Annotated in this window: 23 protein-coding genes; 17 read left to right on the top strand and 6 right to left on the bottom strand. The window is 65.0% G+C overall.

All coding sequences use genetic code 11. The features are described from left to right. Positions 1 to 80 precede the first annotated feature (80 nt). The 5 genes from ACZY1F_RS09090 to ACZY1F_RS09070 all read left to right on the top strand — a co-directional run bounded on the left by ACZY1F_RS09090 (position 81) and on the right by ACZY1F_RS09070 (position 7,308). Positions 81 to 833 (top strand): MIP/aquaporin family protein, encoded by a 753-nt coding sequence (locus tag ACZY1F_RS09090; RefSeq protein ID WP_463941406.1) that lies wholly within the window; start codon positions 81 to 83, stop codon positions 831 to 833. Positions 834 to 879: 46 nt separating this feature from the next. Next, entirely contained in the window at positions 880 to 2,394 is a 1,515-nt protein-coding gene (gene glpK / locus ACZY1F_RS09085) for a glycerol kinase GlpK (RefSeq protein ID WP_463941405.1), read from the top strand. A gap of 336 nt (positions 2,395 to 2,730) precedes the next feature. Next, positions 2,731 to 5,262 carry a leucine--tRNA ligase gene (leuS, locus tag ACZY1F_RS09080; RefSeq protein WP_463941404.1) on the top strand — a complete coding sequence of 844 codons (2,532 nt, stop codon included), beginning with the start codon at positions 2,731 to 2,733 and terminating at the stop codon, positions 5,260 to 5,262. Positions 5,263 to 5,319: 57 nt separating this feature from the next. Beyond that, the gene (locus ACZY1F_RS09075; protein WP_463941403.1) at positions 5,320 to 6,345 is read left to right on the top strand and encodes a DegV family protein; all 1,026 of its coding nucleotides are present in this window, start codon (positions 5,320 to 5,322) and stop codon (positions 6,343 to 6,345) included. 63 nt (positions 6,346 to 6,408) lie between these two features. Then, positions 6,409 to 7,308: a ComEA family DNA-binding protein gene (locus ACZY1F_RS09070; RefSeq protein ID WP_463941402.1), complete on the top strand. Its 900-nt coding sequence runs from the start codon at positions 6,409 to 6,411 to the stop codon at positions 7,306 to 7,308. 126 nt (positions 7,309 to 7,434) lie between these two features. Here ACZY1F_RS09070 and ACZY1F_RS09065 read toward each other — a convergent pair whose 3' ends face one another. After that, entirely contained in the window at positions 7,435 to 7,683 is a 249-nt protein-coding gene (locus ACZY1F_RS09065) for a hypothetical protein (protein ID WP_463941401.1), read from the bottom strand. 61 nt (positions 7,684 to 7,744) lie between these two features. Here ACZY1F_RS09065 and ACZY1F_RS09060 point away from each other — a divergent pair, with 61 nt between their 5' ends. Together ACZY1F_RS09060 and holA are read left to right on the top strand one after the other, a co-directional pair. Then, positions 7,745 to 9,346 (top strand): ComEC/Rec2 family competence protein, encoded by a 1,602-nt coding sequence (locus ACZY1F_RS09060; protein ID WP_463941400.1) that lies wholly within the window; start codon positions 7,745 to 7,747, stop codon positions 9,344 to 9,346. After that, positions 9,280 to 10,296, top strand: a complete 1,017-nt coding sequence (holA, locus tag ACZY1F_RS09055; protein ID WP_463941399.1) for a DNA polymerase III subunit delta — start codon at positions 9,280 to 9,282, stop codon at positions 10,294 to 10,296. The genes ACZY1F_RS09060 and holA overlap by 67 nt, the downstream gene beginning before the upstream one ends. Positions 10,297 to 10,414: 118 nt before the next feature. On the opposite strand, the gene rpsT is transcribed toward holA, so the two are convergent. Together rpsT and ACZY1F_RS09045 are read right to left on the bottom strand one after the other, a co-directional pair. Continuing rightward, the gene (gene rpsT, locus ACZY1F_RS09050; protein ID WP_056340153.1) at positions 10,415 to 10,675 is read right to left on the bottom strand and encodes a 30S ribosomal protein S20; all 261 of its coding nucleotides are present in this window, start codon (positions 10,673 to 10,675) and stop codon (positions 10,415 to 10,417) included. 168 nt (positions 10,676 to 10,843) lie between these two features. Further along, on the bottom strand, positions 10,844 to 11,392 hold the full coding sequence (locus tag ACZY1F_RS09045) for a type II toxin-antitoxin system PemK/MazF family toxin (RefSeq protein WP_463941398.1): 549 nt from the start codon (positions 11,390 to 11,392) through the stop codon (positions 10,844 to 10,846). Positions 11,393 to 11,555: 163 nt separating this feature from the next. Here ACZY1F_RS09045 and lepA point away from each other — a divergent pair, with 163 nt between their 5' ends. Together lepA and hemW are read left to right on the top strand one after the other, a co-directional pair. Then, a complete protein-coding gene (gene lepA / locus ACZY1F_RS09040; protein WP_463914516.1) occupies positions 11,556 to 13,409 on the top strand; it encodes a translation elongation factor 4 in 1,854 nt (617 codons plus the stop codon). Between the two features lie 36 nt (positions 13,410 to 13,445). Next, on the top strand, positions 13,446 to 14,675 hold the full coding sequence (gene hemW, locus ACZY1F_RS09035; RefSeq protein WP_463941397.1) for a radical SAM family heme chaperone HemW: 1,230 nt from the start codon (positions 13,446 to 13,448) through the stop codon (positions 14,673 to 14,675). Positions 14,676 to 14,713: 38 nt separating this feature from the next. Here the strand turns inward: hemW and ACZY1F_RS09030 are convergent, their stop codons facing one another. Both ACZY1F_RS09030 and ACZY1F_RS09025 read right to left on the bottom strand, forming a co-directional pair. Next, positions 14,714 to 15,133: a DUF4870 domain-containing protein gene (locus tag ACZY1F_RS09030; RefSeq protein WP_185260611.1), complete on the bottom strand. Its 420-nt coding sequence runs from the start codon at positions 15,131 to 15,133 to the stop codon at positions 14,714 to 14,716. A gap of 127 nt (positions 15,134 to 15,260) precedes the next feature. Further along, entirely contained in the window at positions 15,261 to 16,109 is an 849-nt protein-coding gene (locus tag ACZY1F_RS09025) for a DUF3097 domain-containing protein (RefSeq protein WP_463941396.1), read from the bottom strand. Between the two features lie 164 nt (positions 16,110 to 16,273). Here ACZY1F_RS09025 and hrcA point away from each other — a divergent pair, with 164 nt between their 5' ends. The 3 genes from hrcA (at position 16,274) to ACZY1F_RS09010 (ending at position 19,277) form a co-directional block, all read left to right on the top strand. Next, the gene (hrcA, locus tag ACZY1F_RS09020) at positions 16,274 to 17,287 is read left to right on the top strand and encodes a heat-inducible transcriptional repressor HrcA (RefSeq protein ID WP_463941395.1); all 1,014 of its coding nucleotides are present in this window, start codon (positions 16,274 to 16,276) and stop codon (positions 17,285 to 17,287) included. Between the two features lie 77 nt (positions 17,288 to 17,364). Further along, on the top strand, positions 17,365 to 18,492 hold the full coding sequence (gene dnaJ, locus ACZY1F_RS09015) for a molecular chaperone DnaJ (RefSeq protein ID WP_463941394.1): 1,128 nt from the start codon (positions 17,365 to 17,367) through the stop codon (positions 18,490 to 18,492). Positions 18,493 to 18,494: 2 nt separating this feature from the next. After that, entirely contained in the window at positions 18,495 to 19,277 is a 783-nt protein-coding gene (locus ACZY1F_RS09010; protein ID WP_463941393.1) for a 16S rRNA (uracil(1498)-N(3))-methyltransferase, read from the top strand. 9 nt (positions 19,278 to 19,286) lie between these two features. Here the strand turns inward: ACZY1F_RS09010 and ACZY1F_RS09005 are convergent, their stop codons facing one another. Next, entirely contained in the window at positions 19,287 to 20,204 is a 918-nt protein-coding gene (locus tag ACZY1F_RS09005) for a GerMN domain-containing protein (protein WP_463941392.1), read from the bottom strand. 417 nt (positions 20,205 to 20,621) lie between these two features. On the opposite strand from ACZY1F_RS09005, the gene ACZY1F_RS09000 reads away from it, so the two are divergent. From ACZY1F_RS09000 to ACZY1F_RS08980, 5 genes are all read left to right on the top strand, one after another. Next, complete coding sequence (locus ACZY1F_RS09000; protein WP_463941567.1) at positions 20,622 to 21,707, top strand: PhoH family protein; 1,086 nt, start codon at positions 20,622 to 20,624, stop codon at positions 21,705 to 21,707. Then, positions 21,704 to 22,177: an rRNA maturation RNase YbeY gene (gene ybeY, locus ACZY1F_RS08995; RefSeq protein ID WP_463941391.1), complete on the top strand. Its 474-nt coding sequence runs from the start codon at positions 21,704 to 21,706 to the stop codon at positions 22,175 to 22,177. The genes ACZY1F_RS09000 and ybeY overlap by 4 nt, the downstream gene beginning before the upstream one ends. Beyond that, positions 22,174 to 23,505, top strand: a complete 1,332-nt coding sequence (locus tag ACZY1F_RS08990) for a hemolysin family protein (RefSeq protein WP_463941390.1) — start codon at positions 22,174 to 22,176, stop codon at positions 23,503 to 23,505. The genes ybeY and ACZY1F_RS08990 overlap by 4 nt, the downstream gene beginning before the upstream one ends. Beyond that, positions 23,489 to 24,463: a GTPase Era gene (era, locus tag ACZY1F_RS08985; protein WP_463941389.1), complete on the top strand. Its 975-nt coding sequence runs from the start codon at positions 23,489 to 23,491 to the stop codon at positions 24,461 to 24,463. The genes ACZY1F_RS08990 and era overlap by 17 nt, the downstream gene beginning before the upstream one ends. Before the next feature lie 102 nt (positions 24,464 to 24,565). After that, entirely contained in the window at positions 24,566 to 26,140 is a 1,575-nt protein-coding gene (locus ACZY1F_RS08980; RefSeq protein ID WP_463941388.1) for an LCP family protein, read from the top strand. Positions 26,141 to 26,148: the final 8 nt, after the last annotated feature.

The raw sequence follows: 26,148 nt of genomic DNA, 5'->3' as shown, positions 1-26,148 counted from the left end.
AGCCGGGGCGTCAAAGCGCTCCGGTTCAACGGTCCTTCAACCCGCGAAGGACCGCAAAATAGAAAATAGAGGAGTCAATGATGTCTCTTGGAATTGTTTTTCTTTCCGAAGTCTTCGGAACGGCGATGCTCACCCTGCTGGGTTGCGGTGTCGTGGCCAACGTTGCCCTGAAGGGCACAAAAGGCAACAGCGGCGGGTTCCTGATGGTGACCTGGGGGTGGGGGATCGCCGTCTTCGCGGGTGTTTTTGTTGCCGCCAAATCCGGCGCCCACCTCAATCCCGCCGTCACGCTGGGCCTGCTGGTTAAGGGCGGCAAGGAGTACGCCCCGGACGTCCCCGTGGACGTCGCGTCCACGTTCACCTACTTCGGTGGCGAATTGCTCGGAGCCTTCCTGGGCGCGGTCCTTTGCTGGGCCGCGTACAAGCAGCACTACGATGCCGAGCCCGTGGCAGCCAACAAGCTTGCGACGTTTTCCACCGGTCCGGCCATCCGGTCCACCACCTGGAACCTCGTCACCGAGATCATCGGCACCTTCGTCCTGGTCTTCGTCATCCTGACCTTTGGCGGAACGCCCTCGGGCCTGGGGCCGCTGGCGGTCGCCCTGCTCGTGGTGGGTATCGGTGTATCACTCGGCGGACCGACAGGCTACGCAATTAACCCGGCCCGTGACCTCGGGCCGCGCATTGCACACGCAATCCTGCCCATCAAGGGCAAGGGTTCAAGTGACTGGGCATACTCCTGGATCCCCATCGTGGGGCCGCTGGTTGGTGGGACGCTTGCCGGTCTGGTGGCCCTCTGGGTACCCATGATCATGCCTGCCATCGCCGGCTAGTAACTGCTTTCATAAACTCACACAAAATACAGACAAGGACGTCACCATGAACCAATACGTAATCGCCATCGACCAGGGCACCACCAGCTCCCGCGCCATCATCTTTGACCACAGCGGCAACATCGTGTCCTCGGGCCAGATGGAGCACGAGCAGATCTTCCCACAGGCGGGCTGGGTAGAGCACAACCCCGCCGAGATCTGGAACAACACCCGCGAGGTGATTGCTTCCGCCCTCTCCAAGGCGAACCTGACCCGGCACGATATCGCCGCCGTCGGAATTACCAATCAGCGCGAGACCGCCGTCGTCTGGGACAAGACCACGGGCGAGGCCGTCTATAACGCGATTGTCTGGCAGGACACCCGGACCCAGGACATCGTGGATGAGCTGGCGAAGGACGGCGGTCCGGAGCGGTTCAAGCAGAAGGTGGGTCTGCCCCTGGCGACCTACTTCTCCGGAACGAAGATCAAGTGGATCCTGGACAACGTCGACGGCGCCCGGGCCAAGGCGGAAGCCGGGGATCTGGTCTTTGGCAACACCGACGCTTGGGTCCTCTGGAACTTGACCGGCGGGGTGGACGGCGGCGTACACGTCACAGACGTCACCAATGCCTCACGCACGCTGTTCATGGACCTCGAAACGCTGAGTTGGGATGAGGAGATCCTGGGTATCTTCGGCGTGCCGCTGAGCATGATGCCGGCCATCAAGTCCTCCTCGGAGGTCTACGGCACCGTGCACACGTCCCAGCTGCTGCGCGAAGTTCCGGTTTCCGGCATTCTGGGTGACCAGCAGGCGGCCACGTTCGGCCAGGCGGCGTTCGAGGCCGGTGAAGCCAAAAACACGTACGGCACCGGCTGCTTCCTGATCTTCAACACCGGCGAGGAGATCGTCCACTCGAAGAACGGACTGCTCACCACAGTCGGGTACAAGCTCGGCGATGCCCCAACGCACTATGCGCTGGAAGGCTCCATCGCGGTCACCGGTTCCCTGATTCAGTGGCTCCGGGACAACCTCGGCATGATCAGCAGCGCGCCGGAAGTGGAAACGCTGGCGGCGGCCGTTAAGGACAACGGCGGCGTTTATATCGTTCCGGCCTTCTCGGGGCTCTTCGCCCCGTACTGGCGTTCGGACGCCCGCGGCGCCATCGTGGGCCTGACCCGGTTCGTCAACAAGAACCACATCGCACGGGCGGCGCTGGAGGCCACGGCTTTCCAGACCCGCGAGGTACTGGATGCAGTCAACGCTGACTCCGGCGTTCCGCTCACCGAGCTGAAGGTCGACGGCGGGATGGTGGCCAACGACGCGCTGATGCAGTTCCAAGCGGACATCCTGGGCGTTCCCGTGATCCGGCCGAAGGTTGTGGAAACCACCGCCCTCGGCGCAGCCTACGCTGCCGGCCTCGCGGTCGGCTTCTGGAAGGACCTCGGCGAACTCTCATCCAACTGGTCCGAGGACAAACGGTGGGAACCGAAGCTGGACCAGGCCGAGCAGGACCGGCAGCTGCGCCTGTGGAAGAAGGCCGTGACGAAGTCCATGGATTGGGTCGACGAGGACGTGAAGTAGCCTGAGCCGTCGTTGACGGAAGCCGCACCTGCCCCGCCCGCTTCGCGGTGCCCACCACACCCGGGCGAGGTGCGGCTTCCGTCAACGTCATCTACTGTGAGCCGCTCGGGGCGACTTACGTTTAAGTGAACGGACAGGTGCGCTAAAGTAGTCCTATGCGTGCGATCCTTCTGCTTAGCTAGCCGCCCGGTGTCCGGAAACAACCGGAATGCCGCGCGGCTGCCCCTCCATGGAGAGGGGCTTTTGTGTGTCCGGGCAAGTTTGACGGGCCGGCAGCAGAAGGGATCAGACCGTTGTGGCAGCACCGATGCCACAACAGAACAGAAGAGGGCAGCAGTGAGCGTTCAGCCGGAGACAGAGACCGGAACAGCAGCAGTGGCGGCGGAAACACCCGAAGAGGGTGCCTACAGCTTCGCGGCGATGGAGGCCAAGTGGCCGCAGGTGTGGGAAGACCTCAAGGTTTTCACCCCCGTGGATGATGGTTCCCGCGAGCGCCGCTACGTGCTGGACATGTTCCCGTACCCCTCAGGTGACCTGCACATGGGCCACGCGGAGGCCTTCGCCATGGGCGATGTTGTGGCCCGGTACCTGCGGCAAAAGGGCTTCGACGTCCTGCACCCGATCGGCTGGGACTCATTCGGCCTGCCAGCGGAAAATGCCGCCATCAAGCGCAATGCCCACCCGAGCGAGTGGACCTACGCCAACATCGACACCCAGGCGGCGTCGTTCAAGCGTTACGCGATCTCCGCGGACTGGTCACGGCGGGTGCACACCTCGGACCCCGAGTACTACCGCTGGACCCAGTGGCTGTTCAAGCGCTTCTACGAGAAGGGCCTGGCATACCGCAAGGACTCCCCGGTCAACTGGTGCCCCAAGGACCAGACCGTCCTGGCCAATGAACAGGTGGTCAACGGTGCCTGCGAACGCTGCGGCACCCCCGTCACCAAGAAGTCCCTGAACCAGTGGTACTTCAAGATCACCGAGTACGCTGACCGGCTGCTCGATGACATGGACGAGCTGCGCGGTCACTGGCCAGAGCGTGTGCTGGCGATGCAGAAGAACTGGATCGGCCGCTCCGAAGGCGCCCACGTCAACTTTGTGGTCGAAGCCGACGGCGGCAAGCCCGCCAAGGACGTCGCCGTGTTCACCACCCGCCCGGACACCCTGTACGGTGCCACGTTCTTTGTTGTGGCCGCCGACGCGCCGATCGCCGTCGAACTGGTCACCGAAGAGCACGCCGCCGCTCTGGACGCCTATCGCGAACAGGTCAAGGCGCTGACCGAAATCGAACGCCAGTCCACCGAACGTGAAAAGACGGGTGTCTTCACCGGTCGCTACGCCGTCAACCCCCTGAACGGCGAAAAGCTGCCGGTCTGGGCTGCTGACTACGTCCTGGCTGACTACGGCACGGGCGCCATCATGGCCGTCCCGGCCCACGACCAGCGCGACCTCGACTTTGCCAAAACGTTCGACCTGCCCGTCCGCGCAGTGCTGGACACCGGCGAAGAGGACCCCGACGTTTCCGGCAAGGCCACCTCCGGCGAGGGCACCCTGATCAACTCAGGCGTCCTCGATGGGCTGCCGAAGGCAGAAGCCATCCCCGCCGCCATCGGCATGCTGGAAAAGCAGGGCACCGGCGAGAAGTTCGTTAACTTCCGCCTGCGTGACTGGCTGCTGAGCCGCCAGCGGTTCTGGGGCACGCCTATCCCGATCATCCACTGCCCTGCCTGCGGCGAGGTTCCGGTTCCCGATGAGCAGCTGCCTGTCCGGCTGCCGGCTGACCTGCGCGGCGAGGACCTGTCCCCGAAGGGCACGTCACCGCTGGCCGCTGCCGAGGCCTGGGTCAATGTTGACTGCCCCAACTGCCACGGGCCGGCCAAGCGCGATACCGACACCATGGACACGTTTGTGGACTCGTCCTGGTACTTCCTGCGGTTCGTCTCGCCGCAGTACACCGAGGGCCCCTTCGACCCCGCGAAGATCAACGAGTGGATGCCGGTAGGCCAGTACGTGGGCGGCGTGGAGCACGCCATCCTGCACCTGCTGTACGCCCGGTTCTTCACCAAGGTCATCCACGACCTCGGCATGATCGACGCCGACGAACCGTTCAGCGCGCTGCTGAACCAGGGCCAGGTCCTTAACGGGGGCAAGGCCATGAGCAAGTCGCTGGGCAACGGCGTGGACCTCAGTGAGCAGCTGGACAAGTACGGCGTGGACGCCGTGCGCCTGACCATGATCTTCGCGTCCCCGCCGGAGGACGACGTCGACTGGGCGGATGTTTCGCCGTCGGGCTCCGCAAAGTTCCTGGCCCGCGCCTGGCGCCTGGCGCAGGACGTCGCCAGTGAGCCGGGTGCCGACGTGACAGCCGGTGACCGTGCCTTGCGTTCCGTCACGCACCGCACAATCGCTGACGCCGCCGCGCTGTTGGACACCAACAAGTTCAACGTGGTGGTGGCCAAGCTGATGGAGCTGGTCAACGCCACCCGCAAAACCATCGATGCAGCCAGCGGCGCCGGCGGGGCGGATCCCTCCGTCCGGGAGGCGGCGGAAGCTGTTGCCGTCATCCTGAGCCTCTTCGCGCCGTACACCGCCGAAGACATGTGGAACGTCCTGGGCCACCCGGCGTCCGTGGCGAACGCCGGCTGGCCGGTGCACGACGAAGCGCTGCTGGTCCAGGAGACTGTCACAGCGGTGGTCCAGGTCCAGGGCAAGGTCCGTGACCGCCTCGAAGTCTCGCCCGGGATCGGCGAAGACGAGCTGCGGGAACTGGCCCTGGCCAGCGAAAACGTCCAGCGCGCGCTTGACGGCCGCGGCATCCGCACGGTGATCGTGCGAGCGCCTAAACTGGTCAACATCGTCCCGGCCTAGCCCGGGGCACCGGCCGCCGGGCCCAACCGGCGGCCGGCCCTAGACCAGGAGGCGCTCTTGCCTGACCGTGACGCCGCCGCATGGCACTGGCTTCGGGAGCGTCTGGCTTCCCTCCGTCCCGCGCCGCGCCAGGGCCCGGAACCGTCGCCAGTCCCGGTGGCGCCCGCCGTCGTCGTCCGTACCGCAGTGGTGACCGATTCTGCCTCCGCGCTGCCGGCCGACTGGGTGCATGCGTGTACCGGTGACGGCCGCCTGACTGTCATCCCGATGCCTGTCATGGTGGGCGCGGAAATCTACGGCGAGGGCGAAGACGACATCACCGAAACCATTGCGCTGGCACTCGCCAGTGGCACCTCGGTCAAAACGTCCCGCCCGTCGCCCGGGCAGTTTGAACAGGCCTTCCTGGCCGCCGAACGCCTGGGTTTCGAAGGCGTGGTCTCCATCCACATTTCCGGCGGCCTGTCCGGAACGGCGGATGCGGCGCGGCTCGCGGCCACCAGGGTGACAATCCCCGTGGAAGTCCTCGACTCCTCCACCGTGGGCATGGCCCTGGGCATGGGTGTGCAGGCCGCGGTAGCGGCAGCCGCCGAAGGCAGCGACATCACAGCCGTAGCCGCCGCGGCGGCTGAGCAGTTCGCGCGAACCAAGGTCTATTTCTACGTGCCCAGCCTTGAACAGCTCCGCCGGGGCGGACGGATCGGCGCTGCCGCGTCGCTGCTGGGGACCATGTTCGCCATCAAACCCATCCTGGCCGTCGACGACGGCAAGATCGTACCGCTGGAAAAGGTCAGGTCAGCAGTCAGAGCCGTCGCCCGCCTCGAGGAGCTGGCCGCCGCGGACGCCGCATCGCGCCCCCTCGGCCAGGCCCGCCTCGCCGTCCACCACTTCGGGAATCCGGCCGAGGCAGAGGCTTTGGCAGCCCGGCTGTCCGCTGCCTTGCCCAGCTGTCCGCCGGCCCAGATCAGCTCGCTGCCCGCCGTCCTGGCAGCCCACGCCGGGCTGGGCGTGCTCGCGGTGATCGTGGGGGAGAGCGGCCTAACTGTGCGGAACCCGGAGCCGGATGTGCCCGCAGTTTCCACCTAGCAGTTTCCACATAGGTGCGGCCGGGACTGTCACCGGCGTCCCTGGTTCCCTAGCGTTGGGTGCATGTCACGCCGGGACTCTGGAGCAGCAGCACGCCAGGGGGCCCGGCATGCCCGGGATCGGCTGCAGTCCACGCTCGGAGCCGGCCCGGGGCTTCTGCTCACCGACGGCGGCGAAAAGGTATTTGAGTACGACGGCGATGCTCACGGTTCCGGTGAGGACGCCGCTTTGGGGGCTGCTGATGAGTCCCCGGCGGGTACAGGCAAGACGGGACCGGCCCTGCGATGGCGGGTGGGCCTGCGGGTCGCCCTGCTCATCGCCGCACTCGCAATGCTGGGCAGCGTCTGGTTCTGGTCACAGGTAGCCGCCGGTCAGCCCGAAGTCAGGCCACTCAGCGACACTTCATCCCAGGCCAGCCTCCCCGCGGGGGAAGGAACCCAGGACCAGGAGCCCCACGGGGCCTCTCCGCCTGAGCTGCCATCGGAAACTTCGTTGGCCGGAACGGTCATCATCCATGTGGCCGGTGCCGTGGCCGTGCCAGGGGTTGTGCAGCTGCCTGTTGGCAGCCGGGTTCACCAGGCAGTTGCCGCAGCCGGCGGCAGTACGCCCACGGCAGATCTGAACCGCCTCAACCTGGCTGCCGTGTTGACCGACGGACAAAAGCTCTTCGTTCCCCAGGCCGGTGAGGAAATCCCCGCCGGTTCGTCCGGTTCCTCCGGCCCACCCGGGGAAGCAGGGGAAGGGACCGGGGGCGGGGCCGCATCAGCAGGAGGGAAAGTCAACCTCAACACAGCAAGCATCGAAGAACTGGACGCCCTGCCGAAGGTGGGGCCGGTACTGGCGCAGCGGATCGTGGACTGGCGCAAGGAGCACGGCCCCTTCAAGTCGGTCGAGGAGCTTGACGCCGTGGACGGTGTGGGTCCCAAGATGCTTGAAACACTCCTTCCCCTGGTGGGCGTCTGAGATGGCCAGGCGCAGCCCGTGGAGCCGCTTTGTTGACTCAGCCGTGCAGGGCCAGCGGGCTCCCGCGGCCCCGGCATCTCGGGCAGTTCCCTTGGCGCCGGGGGCTGGGATACAGAGAGCCGGGTCTCAGAGTTCCGGGCTCCAGAACGCCGCGGTCCAGTCTGCCGGGCTGAAGGCCCGCAGGCTGGGTGTACGCGTCGGCGCGAAGCTTCGGGGCAAGGAGCGATCTACTTCATCAGCGGATGCGCCGCGCCGGCGCACGGACGTGAGGCTGGCACTGCCCGCCTTCCTGGTCTGGAGTGCCGCCGTCGCCGGAGTCTGGCTTAACCCTGTGGCGTTGGTAGGGCTGTGCAGCGGCTTGGTGCTGTTGGCCACTTTGCTGTTGATCCGAGCCTCTCGCGGCAGGGGACTTCTGGCAGGCCGGCGGAGCTTTCTGATGACCACCGCGGTTGCCTTGTTACTGGCTGCGACCGCCGCTGCCCATTCTGCAGTCTCCTCGTCGCAACGCCACGACGGGCCGTTTGCCGAAGCTGTCGCGGCCGGGAGCTCTGTGGTGGCCATCCTGGAAGTCACGGGATCCCCGCGGGCCATGACCGTCCCGGGAATTTCGGGGCCGCCCGAACGGTGGTCGGTAACGGCGCAGACGCAGGAGGTTACGGTCAGGAGCCAGGTCATCCGCACCCGTGCCGCAGTGGTGGTCATGGGCGGCAAGGGCTGGGGAGACCTGGTGCCCGGGCAGGTGGTCCGGACGGCCGGCAAGCTGAAGGCACCGGACGCAGGCCAGCAAGAAAGCGCTGTCCTGTCGGCTTCCCTCCCGCCCCGGGCCGGTTCCGGGACCGTCAGCAGCGCCGCACTCGATGATGCCGACGCCCCGGCCTGGCAGCTGGTTGCGAAGGACCTTCGCGTCCGGTATGTCTCCAGTGCGTCGTTCCTTGCCGCCGATCCAGCCGGTCTCCTCCCGGGCATGGTGACCGGAGATACCAGCGCCCTGGACGACGGGCTCAATGCGGCCATGAAAACGGTGGGCATGACGCACCTGACCGCGGTCAGCGGAGCAAACTGCAGCCTGGTCCTGGGTGCCATGCTGATCGCTGCACGCAGCCTTCGCCTGCCCCGGCTTCCCGCGGCAGGGCTGGCGCTGACCGGTCTGGCTATGTTTGTGGTGTTGGTGGGCCCGGACGCCAGCGTGTTGCGCGCTGCGCTGATGGGTTCAATCGCAGTGGCATCGTTGGCAGGGGGCCGGATGGGCCGCGGGCTCAGTTTCCTCTGCCTCGCTGTCATGGGCCTGCTCCTGATCGATCCCGGCCTCGGTACCAGCTTTGGCTTTCTGTTGTCGGTACTCGCGACCCTGGGCATCATTGTCCTGGGCCGACGGATGATTGACTGGACCCCGGCAGCCATCCCGCGCTGGGCAGCCGCGGCCTGGGCCGTCCCGCTCTCCGCTCAGTTGCTGTGCGGCCCGGTGATTGTGCTCCTGCAGCCCCAGTTCTCGACGTATTCGTTGCTTGCTAACTTGATGGCTGCCCCGCTGGTGGCGCCGGTGACGTTGCTGGGAACGGCAGCTGTCCCGCTGGTGGTTGCCGCACCGTGGCTGGCCACTGTCCTGATCGCCGTGGCCGGGACTTTCAGTGCCGGGGTGGCAGGAACCGCACGGATCACGGCCGGGTTGCCGGGGGCTGCGCTGCCCTGGCCCGAGGGACCGTTCGGCCTCCTGACCATGGTGCTGTTCTCCATGCTGACTCTTGCCGGTGTTTGGCTCGCCGTCAGGCCGCATCAGGCGTTCCGATCGGTCCTGGCACTGCACGCCCGGACAGAACAGATGCTGGGCGTCGTGGAACGGCACCTGTTGGCCACAGTCGGGCGCTCCGGGTCAGGCCGGCGTGGGACCGCGCAGCATAGCGCCGGCTTGGTGGCGGCGGCCCACCGTGGCAGGCTTAGACACTGCACCAGAATTTCCGGGAGGAATCCACCATGGCCGCAGCCCAGACCACACGAACCAGAACTTCGGCGTCCAACTCGGCCACCTGGCGGGACGTGACGCCGGCCGAAATAGTCCTGGTGGGCGGACCGGAGGAATACCTCGGCATCCGTGCCATGGACCATATCCGCGCCCAGGTGCGCACGGCGTTCCCGGACGTGGAAGTCAGCCGCCTCGCGGCCGGCAGTTACGAAGCCGGGACCCTTGCGATGAATGTCAGCCCCTCACTCTTCGGTGAGCGCAAGCTGATCGAAGTCGAAGGCGTTGAGGGTATGAATGACGCCTTCCTGGCCGACGCCCTGGCCTACCTGGCCCGTCCGGAACCGGACGCGGTGCTCGTCTTGCGCCATGCCGGGGGAGTCCGCGGCAAGAAGCTCCTCGATGCCGTCAAAGCGGGCGGATGGCCGGTGGTGGACTGCCAGCCCCTGAAGAAGGATGCAGACAAGGCCTCCTTCGTGTCGACTGAATTCAGGGCAGCCGGACGCAAGATCAGCCCGGACGCCGTGCAGACGCTGGTCAACGCCGTTGGCGCCAACCTTTCGGAACTCGCGGCGGCATGCAGCCAGCTGATCGCGGATGCTACGGGGGCGGTGACCCCGGAGTTGGTGGACCGCTACTACGGCGGCCGGATTGAGGCCACGGCCTTCAAGGTCGCGGATGCTGCCATGGCCGGAAACGGGCCGGTAGCGCTCTCCACCCTTCGCCACGCGCTTGCCACGGGAGCCGATCCGGTTCCGCTGGTGGCGGCGCTGGCGGCCAAGCTGCGGACGGTGGCCAAAGTTGCCGGCGCCCAGGGCTCCCCGGCGCAGATTGCCCGGGACTTGGGTATGCAGCCGTGGCTCGTGGAGCAGGCCCAACGCGATGTACGCCGCTGGACCCCGGAGGGACTGGTCCGCTCCATCCAGGCCACCGCCGAGGCCGATGCCCAGGTCAAGGGCCTTTCGCGTGATCCCGTCTATGCCGTTGAACATGCGGTGACCGTCATTGCAACCTCTGTGCGCGGGCACTGAGTCCAGTGTGACTGCGGCTGCCTAGACATTGCTGATGTCGCGGCCAGCGGCTTAAAGATGTGTGGCCGGCACCCATCGGGTGCCGGCCACAATCATCAGTTCAGGTGAACTGGAAACCTTACAGCGCGTTGACCTTCTTGGAGATGGCCGACTTGCGGTTTGCTGCGTTGTTCTTGTGCAGAACACCCTTGCTGACAGCCTTGTCCAGCTTGCGGCCGGCAACAAGCAGGGCAGCGGCAGCTGCATCCTTGTCGGTGGACTCAACGGCGGTGTTGACGGCGCGGATGGCCGTCTTCAGCTCAGACTTGACTGCGTTGTTGCGCAGGCGGGCCTTCTCGTTGGTAAGGATGCGCTTCTTCTGGGACTTGATATTAGCCACGTGTGAACTCTCTTTTTAATGCGGAAATGGTCTAGAGGGCTTTCAGATTGGCCATTGACTGAGCGGCGTGGGGATACCTATGGCGACCAACCATGAGTGGCCGTCGACCTGCACGGACACACAGCTATATAGAATAGCAGACCCCCCGGAAGCTGGCCATTTGGCGGGCTATTTCCAGCCGTGTCGGCGCCGGATGCCTGCAGCCACGAGATCGAAGCGTTTCCGGTCCAGAACAGCACCTTCGCGCCGGATGGCGTCCGGGCTGATCTGCAGGATCCGTCGAAGGTTCGCCTCGCTGGGCCGCTGCTGACGGTCCCAACTGCCGGTTCCGATGTCCACATAGTCTCCGGATCCGTTGCCGGTGTGGTCGTGGTCCTTGCTGGTGAGCATTATCCCCAGCAGGTACCGCCCGTTCTTGCCCACGAGGAGAACCGGACGGTCTTTGCCCCGGTTGTGGTCCTCTTCATACGGAACCCATGCCCACACAATTTCGCCGGGGTCGGGACTGCCGTCGGGCTGCGGGGCGTACCGGATGGCTGCTGTGCCGTTGAAGTCGCCAGGGTAGACGCCGGGCGGGGCCGGCTTGGCCTGCGGTGCCTGCCGGGCCGGCTTGGGCGTGCCCGTTCCTGCAGATCGCTTTGGGTCGGAACGGAACTTCTGCAGGAACCTGACGGATGTCCGGACGGCGTTGGCCAAGGAGCGGAGGTTGATAGGCATGGGGCAAGACTACCTTCGGGCCCCCCCGGGCCGGTTTGACCTGAATGCAATACGATGCGTCCGGACGTGGGAGACTGGAAGTTCCAAATGTGCGGTCCAGCCGCAGGGTGCCTTCGGTGCGTCCTGGCGGCGGCGGCACGAATGTCAACAGTAAGGACCCTGCGTGTCTCCCATGGCCCGCACCGCCCCGGTGCCCGCCGCGACTGATCCGGCCATCATTCGGAATTTCTGCATCATCGCGCACATTGACCACGGTAAATCCACCCTGGCTGACCGCATGTTGCAGTTCACCGGGGTGGTTAAGTCCCGCGATATGAAGGCCCAGTATCTGGATCGCATGGACATTGAGCGCGAACGCGGCATCACCATTAAGTCCCAGGCGGTCCGCATGCCCTGGGAGCTCGATGGGACCAGCTACGCGCTGAACATGATCGACACCCCCGGTCACGTGGACTTCACCTACGAGGTGTCCCGTTCGCTGGCAGCCTGCGAGGGGGCAGTACTGCTTGTTGACGCGGCGCAGGGCATCGAGGCGCAGACTCTCGCGAACCTGTACCTGGCGATGGAAAACAACCTCACCATCATCCCGGTGCTGAACAAGATCGACCTCCCGGCCGCCCAGCCCGAGAAGTACGCGGCCGAACTGGCCAGCCTGATCGGCGGCGACCCCGACGACGTGCTCCGCGTCTCCGGCAAGACCGGCATGGGTGTCGAGGTACTGCTGGACAAGATCGTCCGCGACCTGCCGGCCCCCGTGGGAGACCCGAACGCCCCCGCGCGCGCCATGATCTTCGACTCCGTCTACGATACGTACCGCGGTGTGGTCACTTACGTCCGTGTGGTTGACGGCATGCTGCACCCCCGTGAACGCATCCAGATGATGTCCACCCGGGCCACCCACGAACTCCTGGAGATCGGGGTGAGCTCCCCGGAGCCCACCCCCTCAAAGGGTCTCGGCGTGGGCGAAGTGGGCTACCTCATCACCGGTGTGAAGGACGTCCGTCTGTCCAAGGTGGGCGACACCGTCACCAACCTTGCCAAGCCCGCCACGCAGTCGCTTCCCGGCTATGCCGATGCCAAACCGATGGTCTTCTCAGGCCTGTATCCGCTGGACGGCACGGACTATCCCGTGCTCCGCGATGCGCTGGAGAAACTGATGCTCAACGATGCCGCGCTGGTCTACGAGCCGGAAACGTCCGCCGCCCTGGGATTCGGCTTCCGGGTGGGCTTCCTCGGCCTGCTCCACCTGGAAATCACCAGGGAGCGGCTCGAGCGCGAATACAACCTGGACCTGATCTCCACTGCCCCCAACGTGGAGTATGAGGTGACGCTGGAGGACAAGAAGGTGGTCCACGTGACCAACCCCAGCGAATACCCCTCCGGCAAGATCGCCGAGGTCCGCGAGCCGATGGTGGCTGCCACTATCCTGGCGCCCAATGAGTTCGTGGGCGCCATTATGGAACTTTGCCAGAGCCGCCGCGGTGTTATCGGCGGCATGGACTACCTGTCGGAGGACAGGGTCGAAATCCGGTATCGGTTGCCGCTCGCTGAGATCGTGTTCGACTTCTTCGACATCCTCAAATCCAAGACCCGGGGCTACGGCTCGCTGGACTGGAAGGCCGACGGCGAGCAGGTGGCCGACCTGGTGAAGGTGGACATCATGCTTCAGGGCGAACAGGTGGATGCCTTCTCGGCCATCACGCACCGTGAGAAGGCTTATGCCTACGGTGTGATGATGACCGGCAAACTGCGCGAGCTTATTCCCCGCCAGCAGTTCGAGGTACCCATCCAGGCTGCCATCGGCTCCCGGATCATCGCCCGGGAAAGCATCCGTGCCATCCGCAAGGACGTTCTGGCCAAGTGCTATGGCGGCGACATCTCCCGTAAGCGCAAGCTGCTGGAGAAGCAGAAGGAAGGCAAGAAGCGCATGAAGATGGTGGGCCGCGTTGAGGTTCCCCAAGAAGCCTTCATCGCTGCGCTGACCACTGACGAGTCCAAGGACAAGGCCAAGAAGTAGTGATGACAGTGGCCGGCAACACCGGGGGCCCCTGCAGTGCCTAGCATTCTTCCGCTCGGCGACCCGGCGCCGTCGGACGGTCTGTTGCCCGCACAGGCAGTGGACGGTGCGGCGGACCGGGCCTTCGGACTCTACGTGCACATCCCGTTCTGTGCCGTGCGCTGCGGATACTGCGACTTCAACACCTACACGGCCACCGAGCTCGGCGGCGGAGCGTCGCAGGACGCCTACGCCAGCACGGCCGTGTCCGAAGTGGACTTTGCCGCCACGGTCCTGCGGGACTCTGGTCTTCCGGACCGGCCCCTGAGCACAGTTTTCTTCGGCGGCGGCACCCCCACGCTGCTCCCCGCGGAGGACCTCGCCCGGATCCTGACTGCCGCCGTCGGGCACTGGGGCCTGGAACCCGGCGCCGAAGTGACCACCGAAGCAAACCCGGACTCGGTCACCCCTGCCTCCCTGCAGGTGCTGGCCGACGCCGGTTTCACCCGGGTTTCCTTTGGCATGCAGTCTGCCGTTCCCCACGTCCTCAAAGTCCTCGACCGCACGCACACGCCCAGCCGCGTGCCGCAGGTGGTGCAGTGGGCGCGCGAGGCCGGACTGGCCGTGAGCCTGGATCTTATCTATGGGACACCGGGGGAGTCCCTGGAGGACTGGCGTTTCTCGCTGGAGACGGCCCTGTCCTACCAGCCCGACCACATCAGTGCCTACGCCCTGATCGTGGAGGACGGCACCAAGCTGGCCGCCCAGATCCGCCGTGGTGAAGTCCCGGGAATCGACGACGACGACCACGCCGACAAGTACGAACTCGCCGACCAGCTGATCGGTGCTGCGGGCCTCAGCTGGTATGAAGTCAGCAACTGGTCCCGGACGCCGGAGCAGGCATGCCGGCACAACCTGGCGTACTGGCGCGGGGACGACTGGTGGGGCATCGGACCAGGTGCACACTCACATGTCGGCGGAGTGCGGTGGTGGAACGTGAAGCACCCCACGGCCTACGCCGGACGGCTCGCGCAGGGCCTGTCACCGGCCGCCGGACGGGAAACGCTCGACGCCGAAACCCGCGACGTGGAGCGCGTGATGCTCGAGGCCCGGCTTGTATCGGGGCTGGCAACGTCAACGCTGGGCGAACATGGCCGGCACGCCGTGGCCGGACTCATCGCCGACGGCCTGGTGGAGCCACCGGCTGCCTTCCAGGGCACGCTGGTTTTGACCCTGAAGGGCCGCCTGCTGGCCGACGCCGTGGTCCGCAGGATCCTGCCCGACTAACGCTTAAAGCCAGCAACGTGACCCCGCGCTGGTGGGGACTACTTGATCCAGCGGAGGTTGTACTGGTAGCGGTGCGGCTGGCCCTTGTTGACATGGATGCCTGCGGCCACCGAGAAGCAGGTCAGGGCGATCCAGATCAGAGTGGCGATGACAGCGAAAATATTTCCCACCACCGGAATGAACACCAGGACATTGGCCACCAGCGCAGCAATGGTGGGCGGCAGGCTGAAGTTCAGTGCTTCCTTGGATTCCTGGGCGGTAAAGGGGCCCCGCTCACGGAAAATCAGGTAGATCAGCAGCGACGGAACACAGCCAAGAATCCCGCCGAAGTGTGCCAGCGTGGCCCACTGGCGGTCCTCGCTGGCCGTCAGCGGCAGCGCATTTGCCGGAACGCCCTGGTACTCGGAACGGCCCTGGCCGCCGTGGTCGTCCCGGTGCTCGCGTGCGTTTTGTGCCACGGTTTTCTTCCTTCGAAAGTGCAATGGTGCTGGGTTGGAGAATGCCGGACTGAAGCAACTGCAGCCTCCGCAGTACCAAGAATACTGGTTCAGCCGCCAAATGCCGCCGCCCGTGCCGGATCCGGCGTTAAGGCACTGTCAGGAAGTCGATGACTTCCTCCACCCGCCCGAGCAGTGCTGCCTCCAGGTCCGCGTAGCTGCGGACAGCGCCCAGCAGCCTTTGCCAACCAAGCCCGATATCTTCCTTCGTGGAGTGCGGCCAGCCGAACGCTGTCAGGATGCCCGTCTTCCAGTCCTGCCCGCGGGGCACCACGGGCCACTGTTCGATGCCCAGGACAGCGGGCCGGATGGCCTGCCACACGTCAACGTAAGGGTGGCCGACGATCAGCACGTTGCCGGCAGCGCCGGGGGAAGCCATTACGGCGGCAGCGATGCGCGACTCCTTCGAATCCGGCACCAAGTGGTCCACCAGGACCCCCAGCCGGCGGCCCGGACCGGGACCGAACGCGGCCACCGCACCCGCGAGGTCATCAATGCCGTGCAAAGGCTCGACGACGATGCCCTCTACGCGGAGATCGTCACCCCAGACTTTCTCCACCAGTTCGGCGTCGTGTTTTCCTTCCACCCAGATTCTGCTCGCTTTGGCCACCTGGGCACGCTGGCCGGCCACGCGGACCGAGCCTGACGCCGTCCGGCCGGCGGCCACGGGGGCAGCCTGCCTGGGCGCCGGGGGAACGAGCCGGATGGGCTGCCCCTCCAGGAGGAACCCGAAGCCGAGCCGGAAGGACCGGGACTTGCCGCGCCGGTCTTCGAGGGCCACTACATGCATGCCGCCAGACTTCTCCACCCGGGTCACCGCTCCCACCCAGCCGGACTGGGCGTCTTCAAGAACCATGCCGCGTTCCACGGGAACCTCAGGAAGTTCGTGTCTGACGGGCGCGGTGATCTCCTGCGGACCCCAGTTCTGGTATTGCATGGATTGATTCCGCCTCGCCGCTAGATCCTGGCCCGGAATTTCGCCCGGAGCGGTACCAATGCTAACAACGGGGTGACTCATATTAGACTGTTAGCACTTAGGCATGTCGAGTGCTAACCCTGCTCGAGTGCTAACCCTGCAGTGACCACGGATGGAGGTGGAGTATGAGCGAGCCGCGCAAACTCGAAGTACTGCGCGCCATCGTGGAGGACTATGTGCACTCCCGCGAGCCGGTAGGTTCCAAAGCGCTCGTGGAACGCCACCACCTCGGCGTGTCCAGTGCCACCATCCGCAACGACATGGCGGCCTTGGAAGACGACGGACTGATCACGGCCCCGCACACCAGTGCCGGGCGGATCCCCACAGACAAAGGCTACCGGCTGTTTGTGGACCAGATTTCAGCGGTAAAGCCGCTTTCCCAGGCGGAAAGGCGGGCAATCCAGGCGCTGCTGGAGGGCGCAGACGATCTTGACGACGTCCTGGACAGGACCGTCAGGATGCTGTCGCAGCTGACCAACCAGGTCGCCGTTGTGCAGTATCCGCATCTGAGCCGCGCTACCATCCGCCACATCGAATTCGTCCTGCTTGCGCCGCGGCAGGTCCTCGTGGTCCTCATCGCCACCACCGGCAAGGTTGAACAGCGCGTGATCGACGTCGGCCAGGACCTCGGCGACGACGCCATCGCGTCGTTGCGGACACACTTCCTCAGTTCTCTCGCGGGCATCTCGCTGAGCCGCCTGACGCCGTCGCTGCCGGGGGTCGTTTCGTCCGTCAGCCCTGGCCAGCGTGCGGCGGCCCAGGCTTTGGCCCACGGGCTGGAAACACTCGCCCACAACAGCCGCGAGGAACGCATGGTCATGGCCGGAACAGCGAACCTCGCCCGCTCCAATGTGGATTTTCCGCTCAGTATCGGACCGGTCCTGGAAGCCCTTGAGGAGCAGGTTGTCCTGCTGCGCCTCCTTAGCGACATGGCGCAGGATCCGAGGGGCGTGACAGTAAGTATTGGGCGTGAAAACCCGTACGACGGGCTCGCGGAAGCGTCCGTGGTGGCCACGGGCTACGGACCAGACAGCACAGCCAAGATCGGTGTGCTGGGCCCCACCCGGATGGACTATCCCACCACCATGGCCGCCGTCAGGGCAGTAGCCCGTTACCTTTCAAGAATTCTGGGTCCGTAACAGCACTACGGTCCAGTCACGAAGAGCAGTGCCGGCAGCCCTGCTGCCGGCAGTACAACAAGGAAGAGATACGAACTTTGAGCAGCCACTACGACGTCCTCGGAGTCTCGCCGGAAGCCACCGGGGAAGAGATCAAGAAGGCCTACCGGAAGCTGGCCCGCACTCTTCACCCGGACGTAAACCCCGGGGACGATGCGTCGGACCGCTTCAAGGCCGTGACCCACGCCTACGAGGTACTTTCGGACCCGCAGAAGCGCCGGATCTATGACACCACCGGCAACGAGAACGGCACCGACAACGGGTCCGGCGGTGGCGGTTACTCCGGCCAGGGCTTCGCGTTCCAGGACATTTTCGACACGTTCTTCGGCGCGGGCGGCTCCTCCGGCCCCGCATCCCGGGTCCGCCGCGGCCAGGACGCGCTGATCAGTGTCCGGATCGAACTGCGCGATGCCGTGTTCGGCGTCAACCGGAAACTCGATGTGGACACCGCGGTCACCTGCCCCACCTGCAGCGGGTCATGCTGCCGCGAAGGCAGCCACCCTGTCCGCTGCGATATCTGCGGCGGCAGTGGCCAGGTCCAGCGCGCGGTGCGCTCCATCCTGGGCCAGGTGATGACGGCGGCCCCGTGCGGAAGCTGCGAAGGCTTCGGGACGGTTATCAAGGACCCCTGCAACGAATGTGCCGGCCAGGGCCGCATCCGCAGCCGGCGGTCGCTCACCATCAAGGTACCGGCCGGTGTTGCCACGGGCACTCGGATCCAGCTCTCCGGGCAGGGCGAAGCAGGCCCGGCCGGAGGACCATCCGGGGACCTCTACGTGGAGCTACGGGTCAACAACGACGCCACCTATGCCCGCGACGGCGACGACCTGCACGCAACGCTGCACATTCCGATGACCGCCGCCGCCCTGGGCACTGAACTGTCACTGGAAACCTTCGACGGGCTGCAGGAGATCGACGTCAAGGCAGGCACCCAGTCAGGGGAGATCATCACGCTCCGTGGACTCGGCGTGACGCACCTGCGCGGTTACGGCCGCGGGGATCTGATGGTCCATCTGCAGGTGGAGACGCCGGCCAAGCTGGATGCCGCGCAGGAGGACCTTCTGCGGCAGCTGGCGAAGCTTCGGGGCGAGCAGTTCACGGAAGGCAAACTGGCGGCCAGCGGCGGCGTCTTTGCCAAGCTGCGGGACCGGTTCGGTAACCTGTAACAGTGAGCAATCCCGTTTTTTTCAGCGGCGCCGGGTCGCTGGACGAGCTGGTGCCCGGTGCCCGTTTTATCCTTCAAGGTCCGGAGGCACGCCACGCCGTGACCGTGAAACGGCTATCTCCTGGTGAGGCCGTGGACATTGCCGACGGCGCCGGAAAACGGCTGACGGGAACTGTTGTCTCGGCGTCGCCTGCAGAGCTTACCGTGGAATGCTCCGCCCTCGCCGTGGAGGACCGGCCCGATATCCGGCTGGTGCTGGTGCAGGCCCTGGCCAAGGGGGACCGCGACGAACTGGCTGTGGAAACGGCAACCGAACTCGGGATCGATGCCGTAGTTCCCTGGCAGTCTGAGCGCTCAATAGTCCGCTGGAAGGGCGAGCGTGCGGCCAAGGCCCACGCAAAATGGCAGTCCGTGGTCACTGCGGCGGCCAAGCAGGCACGCCGCGCCTGGATCCCCGAGGTGCGCGCCGCCGTCGAAACGCCAGGCCTTGCGGCGGCAGTGGCGGCCGCGGACCTTGCCGTAATCCTGCACGAAGACGCGGTCCGGCCGCTCCGGTCTGTCCTGGAATCATGGCAGGGCGCCCAGGCTGACGCCGGACCCCTGGAAGTTCTGCTCATCGTTGGCCCGGAAGGCGGAATCAGTCCCCGCGAAGTCACACGGCTTTGCGATGCCGGCGCCGTGACGGCCCTCCTGGGACACCACGTCCTCAGGTCATCCACGGCCGGACCGGCAGCGGTTGTCCTGGCCAGCGATGTACTGGGACGCTGGACAGCGCCAGTCTCCTGATACGGCCTGTTACCGGACGTTGAAGTTCCGCGTATCCACATTCAGCTCCTGGCTGCTGCCGGCGGCATCCACCTGCGAAACACGGAGCTCATAGTTTCCGGCGGACAAGCTAAGCGCAAGCGTGAACACCCCGGCCTGGGCCGCTTCAGCCGCCGCTGTGGTCTCCCCGGTGAGGTATGGCGCCTTGTTCCCGTTCGCTTCGGCCCTCAGGATCTGCCAGCGGAGCTTACCGCCCGGAACCGTGCTGCGGCCGGTGATCTTGACGCTTCCGCCCACCAGGTCCGTCCCTTCCTGCGGATCGATGATCCAGACGGGCGCCACCATGCCGGCAGCCCGGGACATGGGGTCGCCAAGCTGGACGTGGTCGAAGGCAACGTAGTCTGTGTGGCTATCCACCAGGATCCGGACCTGGATCTGCTGGCCGGAATCGATCAAACCGGAACTCGCGGCCGCTGCCGTAGCGGTAAAGACCAGCTGCTGGATGGCGCGGGCGGCCATGTCAGCGTCGAGATTGCTGTTAAATGCGTCCTCGGAGATGTCGACCGTGATGACGTTCTTGCCTGAGATAGACGAGGCGAGTTTCTCGGGATTCTGCCAGGGCGTGAAAAAATCCGGGTCCAGCGGCTTCTCGGACATCATGGCCCGCAGGGCACGTGTCACAGGATTCTCCTGCTCCGGCACGTCCCGGAACTCCCGGTACAGGAACACGTTGTTGTTGCTTCGGCCGATCCAGTAGACGGGTGCCTTATTAGACGACTGTGTGGTTTCCAGGGGTGCACTGGTGGAGGGCGCCCCGGGTGAGCCGGTGACAGCCTGGCTGGAGTTGGAGTTCAGGTTGGGCTCGGGGCTGGGGTCCGCGATGCAGCCGGTGAGAAGGAGCAATGCCGGCAGTAGACCCAGGAGCCGCTGCGGACGGAAACGTGGCACGGAGCGTCTGGCAGTGAGGGGGGTCGCTGTTTCCGGCACTCTCGTGGCCTGTCCTTTCCCGGCTGTAAAATGGTGAGGCCTGGGCCCCGTCAGCCGGTCCCCGAACGGCTGTGATTTCCAGCATGGCATAGCCTGTTCTGCCAAAAGGACCGAAACCAGCCTGCCGGCCCAACTGCAACGGGAACGATATGAGCCTGATACGAAGTTGATACCTAATGAAGCCAACCATCCCGCAGCAACGCCGGTGGCGGGCACCCTTCCCGGCGACCGCCGGGGCGCTGCCGGGAGGTGCCTCCTGGCGTAAGATAGAAGGACTCCGCTGGCTCCCGCGTGTTCGGCAACAGCCCCGCCCACGCAGCAGCCGGCGGCACTTTAAGTTTCGAAGTGGAGGAGACCACAGGCCTGCGGGCCAGCACCATGACTGAATCAGCGAACGGAAAGCGCCGGCTCAATACTGACCGCGCCGCCGGAGAATTCCCCCATTCACTTCCTGGTGTCCGGACGGAGGTGGTTCTCTTTGACAACTCCGACCAGATGGTCCAATCGCTCGGCAGCCATGACGAGGCCTTGCGTTATATCGAAGAGCAGTTCCCGTCTGTTAATTTCCACGTCCGTGGAAACGAACTCTCCATCAGCGGCCCTGCCACCGAAGTTCCCCGCATTATGCGGCTCCTGCATGAAGTGCGCGGCCTCGTGGCCCGCGGCACCGTCATCAGCCCCGCGGTGCTGCACCAGCTCGTTGCGTTGCTCCGCAGCCAGTCATTGCAGAACCCTGTGGACGTCCTCACCCATGACATCCTCTCCAGCCGGGGGAAGACCATCCGGCCCAAAACCCTGAACCAGAAGAACTACGTGGACGCGATTGACGCGAACACGGTGATTTTCGGGATCGGCCCTGCAGGCACGGGCAAGACGTACCTCGCGATGGCCAAGGCTGTACAGGCGCTGCAGCAGAAGGAAGTCAGCCGCATTATCCTGACCAGGCCCGCAGTCGAGGCCGGCGAACGGCTGGGATTCCTGCCGGGCACACTGAGCGACAAGATCGATCCCTACCTGCGCCCGCTGTACGACGCGCTGCACGACATGATGGACCCCGAGTCCATCCCGCGCCTGATGGCGGCGGGAACGATCGAAGTGGCGCCGCTGGCTTATATGCGGGGGCGCACACTGAATGATGCCTTCATCATTCTGGACGAGGCCCAGAACACCACACCTGAACAGATGAAGATGTTTCTGACGCGCTTGGGCTTTGGGTCCAAAATGGTGGTCACCGGCGACGTCACCCAGGTGGACCTTCCCTTCGGCACCCGCTCAGGCCTGCGGATCGTAGAGGAGATCCTGCAGGGAATCGAGGACGTGAACTTCACCGTCCTGGACTCCACTGACGTGGTCCGCCACCGCCTCGTGGGTGACATCGTGCGTGCCTACAGTCTCTGGGATGACGTCCAGCGGAACAAAGTAAAACACTCGGTGAGCCGGGAAAAGCGGGGGGAAAACGCGTGAGCATTGAGGTTAACAACGAATCCGGCATCCAGGTTGATGAAGCGGAGCTCGTGGCGCTGTCCCGGTACGTTTTCGAGCAGCTGTTTATCCACCCGCAGGCTGAACTCTCCATTCTCCTGGTGGATGAACCAGCCATGGAAAAGCTCCACATCGAACTGATGGACGAGCCCGGGTCCACAGACGTGCTCTCGGTTCCCATGGACGAACTGACTCCCGGTACGCCGGACCGGCCCACACCGCAAGGGATGCTGGGTGACATTGCCGTGTGCCCCCAGGTGGCGCAGGTGCAGGCAGTCAATGCCGGGCACTCCCTGCAGGATGAGATGCTGCTGCTGACCACCCACGGGATCCTCCACCTGCTCGGCTATGACCATGCAGAGCCCGAGGAAAAGGAAGAGATGTTCGGCCTCCAGCGCCAGCTACTTTCCGGCTTCACCGGCAAAGAAGCACCCGCCGAGACCACGCAGTGACGCCCCTGCTACTTGTCGGCATGGCCCTGGCGTTCCTCAGCACCGCAGCACTCTTGACCGCAGCCGAGGCCGCGTTCACGTTTCTTTCCCGTCATGACGCCGAAGACGCCCTGCTGAAAAGCCGCGGAAACGCCATGCAGCGCATCCTGGCCCAGCCGGTGGCCCACATCCGGGCACTGAGGTTCTGGCGGGTCTGGTTCGAGATGGCTTCAGCCGTGGCGGTGGCCGTCCTGCTCCACAGTCTGCTGGATAACGTCTGGCTGGCCGGGCTGGCCGCCACCGGGATTATGGCCCTGCTCGGCTTTGTCATCGTCGGAGTTTCGCCTCGGCAGATTGGCAGGCTCCATTCGGCCGAAGTGGTCCGGTATACGGCATCGCTGATCAGGTTCCTGACGTGGATCCTCGGTCCCATTCCCGGGTGGCTGGTGGCGCTGGGCAGTGCCGCCGCTCCCGGCGCCCCTGCCGGTGATGACGCGTTCTTCAGCGAACAGGAATTCCGCGAACTCGTGGACCGCGCCTCTGAATCGGACATGATCGAAGACACCGAAGCGGAAATGATCCAATCAGTCTTTGACTTCGGCGATACCCTGGTGCGCGCCGTAATGGTGCCCAGGACCGATATCCTCAGCATCGACGCCGGTTCCAGCCTCAGGCGGGCCATGTCGATGTTCCTGCGGTCGGGCTATTCGCGGATCCCCGTGATCCGCGACAACACGGACCAGATCCTCGGAATTGTCTACCTCAAGGACGTGGCCGCGACGCTTCATGAGCTGGGGCCCGACGACCAACCACCCCCGGTCGAAGCGTTGGCCCGCGAAGTCCGGTACGTCCCGGAGTCCAAGCCGGTGAGCGACCTCCTCCGGGAATTGCAGAAGGAGTCAACACACGTTGCCATCGTGATTGACGAATACGGTGGCACGGCCGGCCTTGTCACCCTCGAAGACCTCATCGAGGAAATCGTCGGCGAAATCGTGGACGAGTATGACACGGAAAGCGCCGAGGCCGTGGCCCTGGGCAGTGGTTCGTACCGCGTGAGCGCCCGCATGAGCATCGATGACCTCGGAGAGCTGTTCGACATAGAGCTCGACGACGACGAAGTTGACACCGTGGGCGGGCTGCTGGCCAAGGCCCTGGGCCGCGTTCCCATTGTGGGCAGCCGCGTGGAGGTGGGCGGCATCTCGCTGCTCGCCGAACGGCTCGAAGGCCGCCGCAACCGCGTCAGCCACATCATTGCCGCAGCAGCACCAAAAACAGACAATGACCTTGAAGACCTCCTCAACGAGGCGGAAGCAACCCAGCAGGGAGTTCCACGTGAGCAAGAAAAATAGTCGTCCGGCCAACCCGGATTCAGCCGCAACAGAGTTCGGCGGATACAGGGCGGGCTTTGCGGTCCTCGTGGGGCGGCCGAACGCAGGCAAATCAACCCTGACGAACGCCCTGGTGGGCCAAAAGGTGGCGATCACTTCCGCCAAGCCGCAGACCACGCGGCACACCATCCGGGGAATCGTGCACCGCGATGACGCCCAGTTGATCCTGGTGGATACCCCGGGCCTGCACCGCCCCCGTACCCTGCTGGGAAAGCGCCTGAACGAGCTCGTCGCCGACACCCTCGCCGAGGTCGACGCGATCGGCTTCTGCCTTCCTGCCAACGAGAAGATCGGCCCGGGCGACAAGTACATCGCCGCCCAGCTCGCCGCCATCGGCAACAAGCCGGTCATCGCGATCGTCACCAAGGCGGACACTGTGGACCGGCAGGCGCTCACCGAGCAGTTGCTCGCCGTAGCCGAATTGGGCCGGGATGTCATCGGCGAGGACGGCTGGAAGGACATCGTGCCCGTTTCCGCCACCGACGGGTTTCAGGTCGACACTCTCGCAGACGTCCTGATCAGCCACATGCCGGCGTCGCCGCCCCTGTATCCGGACGGCCACCTGACGGACGAACCCGAGGCTGTGATGATCGCTGAACTCATCCGGGAAGCGGCCCTCGAAGGCGTACGGGACGAACTGCCGCACTCACTGGCGGTCGTTGTTGATGAGATCGTTCCGCGTGAAGGCCGGCCCGAAGACAAGCCCTTCCTCGACGTCCGGGTCAACGTCTATGTGGAACGTCCGTCCCAGAAGGCCATCATCATCGGCAAGGGGGGCGCACGGCTCCGCGAAGTCGGCACCAACGCCCGCAAGGGGATCGAGGCGCTGCTCGGCGCCCGAATCTACCTTGACCTGCATGTGAAGGTGGCAAAGGACTGGCAGCGTGACCCGAAGCAGCTGGTCAAGCTGGGCTTCTGACGCAGTCCCATTCGCCATGCCCCCGGCCGGCCGTCGGGAAGTTCCCAGATTGGGCAACTAAAATAGGCCGGATTCAATTTTTTCGAGGAAGGTACACCACACATGGGGCGAGGCCGCGACAATCGCGAGTACGGAGCTGACGCATCAGCCGGGCCCGGTCCGGTCTCCCGCCACGCTGATGGCACCGCCGTCGGCGCTGCCCGGCATCTCGGCTCCCAAAGCCGGATGCCGGCGTGGCTGAAGGTGACCACTGCAGTGCTCACCATCCTGGTGGTCGGCGGTCTTGGCTTCGCAGGGTACTGGTATTTCCGGTTTCAGTCCAACATCACTACGGCACCGCTGAACGCCGGCGGACCGGCGAACCCGTCGGACGACAAGTCGGACCGGATGCAAATCCTGATCCTCGGCTCGGATACCAGGGACGGCGCAAACGCGGAGTACGGTGCCGTGGATGACTCAACAGGCTACGGCAAGTCCGACGTTATGATGCTCATGGACGTATCGGCCGACAACAAGCGCGTCAGCGTCATCAGCTTCCCCCGGGACCTGCTGGTCGATATTCCGGAGTGCACCGACCAGAAGACCAAGCGGACTTATCCTGCCCGCACCGGTGTCATGATCAACGAGGCCATGAATGAAGCCGGCATCGGCTGCGCCGTGGACACGGTCAACAAACTGACTGGCCTGGAGATCGATCACTTCATGATGGCCGACTTCACGGCCGTGAAGGAACTCTCCAACACGGTGGGCGGCGTTGACGTGTGCATCAGTGACGCCGTCTACGATCCGGACTCCCGGCTGCGCCTGCCGAAGGGAACATCGTCCGTTAAGGGCGAAATGGCCCTTGCCTTCCTGCGGACCAGGCACGCCTTCGCCGACGGCGGCGATCTCGGCCGGATCCGGGCACAGCAGGGATTCCTGTCCTCCCTTACGCGCAAGATCAAGGACGACGGTACACTGTCCGACCCCTCTAAAATGTTGAACATTGCCGATGTTGTGACCAAGAACCTCACCGTGGATGAGGGGCTGGCCTCCGTCCCGTCGCTCGTGGGCATCGGTAGCCGGTTGAAGAACATCGACATCAGCAAAGTGGCGTTTGTAGCCGTGCCCACCGCGCCGGCTGTTACGGACATCAACCGCCTGCAGATTGCGGAACCTGCAGGGTCCCAGCTGTTTGCGGCCCTCCGCGAGGACGTGGACCTCACTGATCCAACAGCGCCTACCACGCCTACCCCGGCGCCGATAGAAACGACAGCCCCGCCGACAGAAACATCCCCGGCTGCGCCACCGTATGACAAGGCGCTGCAGCCAGTCACCGTTGCCAACGGCAGCGGCATCCCGGGACGCGCCCAGGAAATCGTGCAGGCCTTGATCGCCGGCGGTTTCACCCAATCCGGGCCGCTCCAAGCCGCACCTATGGCGCAGAGCGTTGTTTACTACGGTACCGGGTTCGCCGACGTCGCGGCCGATGTCGCTGCGCTGCTCGGAATCCCGGCCGCTCAGGTCCAGCAGGCACCCCGCATCGCCGGTGTCCAGGTCTACCTTGGTACTGACTTCACCACCGGGGCGACCTACGGCGCCGGCGCCGGCGCTGCCCTGCCTGAGGACATCGTCAACCAGACGGCTGGCGATACTGTGTGCCAGCAGGCCAACCCGTTTCTGATCGTCCAGGACTGACGGCAGAA

It is taken from the genome of Pseudarthrobacter xylosi (genome assembly GCF_055412765.1).
The sequence above is the reverse complement of the archived record's forward strand: the minus strand, read 5'-3'. Positions and strand labels throughout refer to the sequence as shown.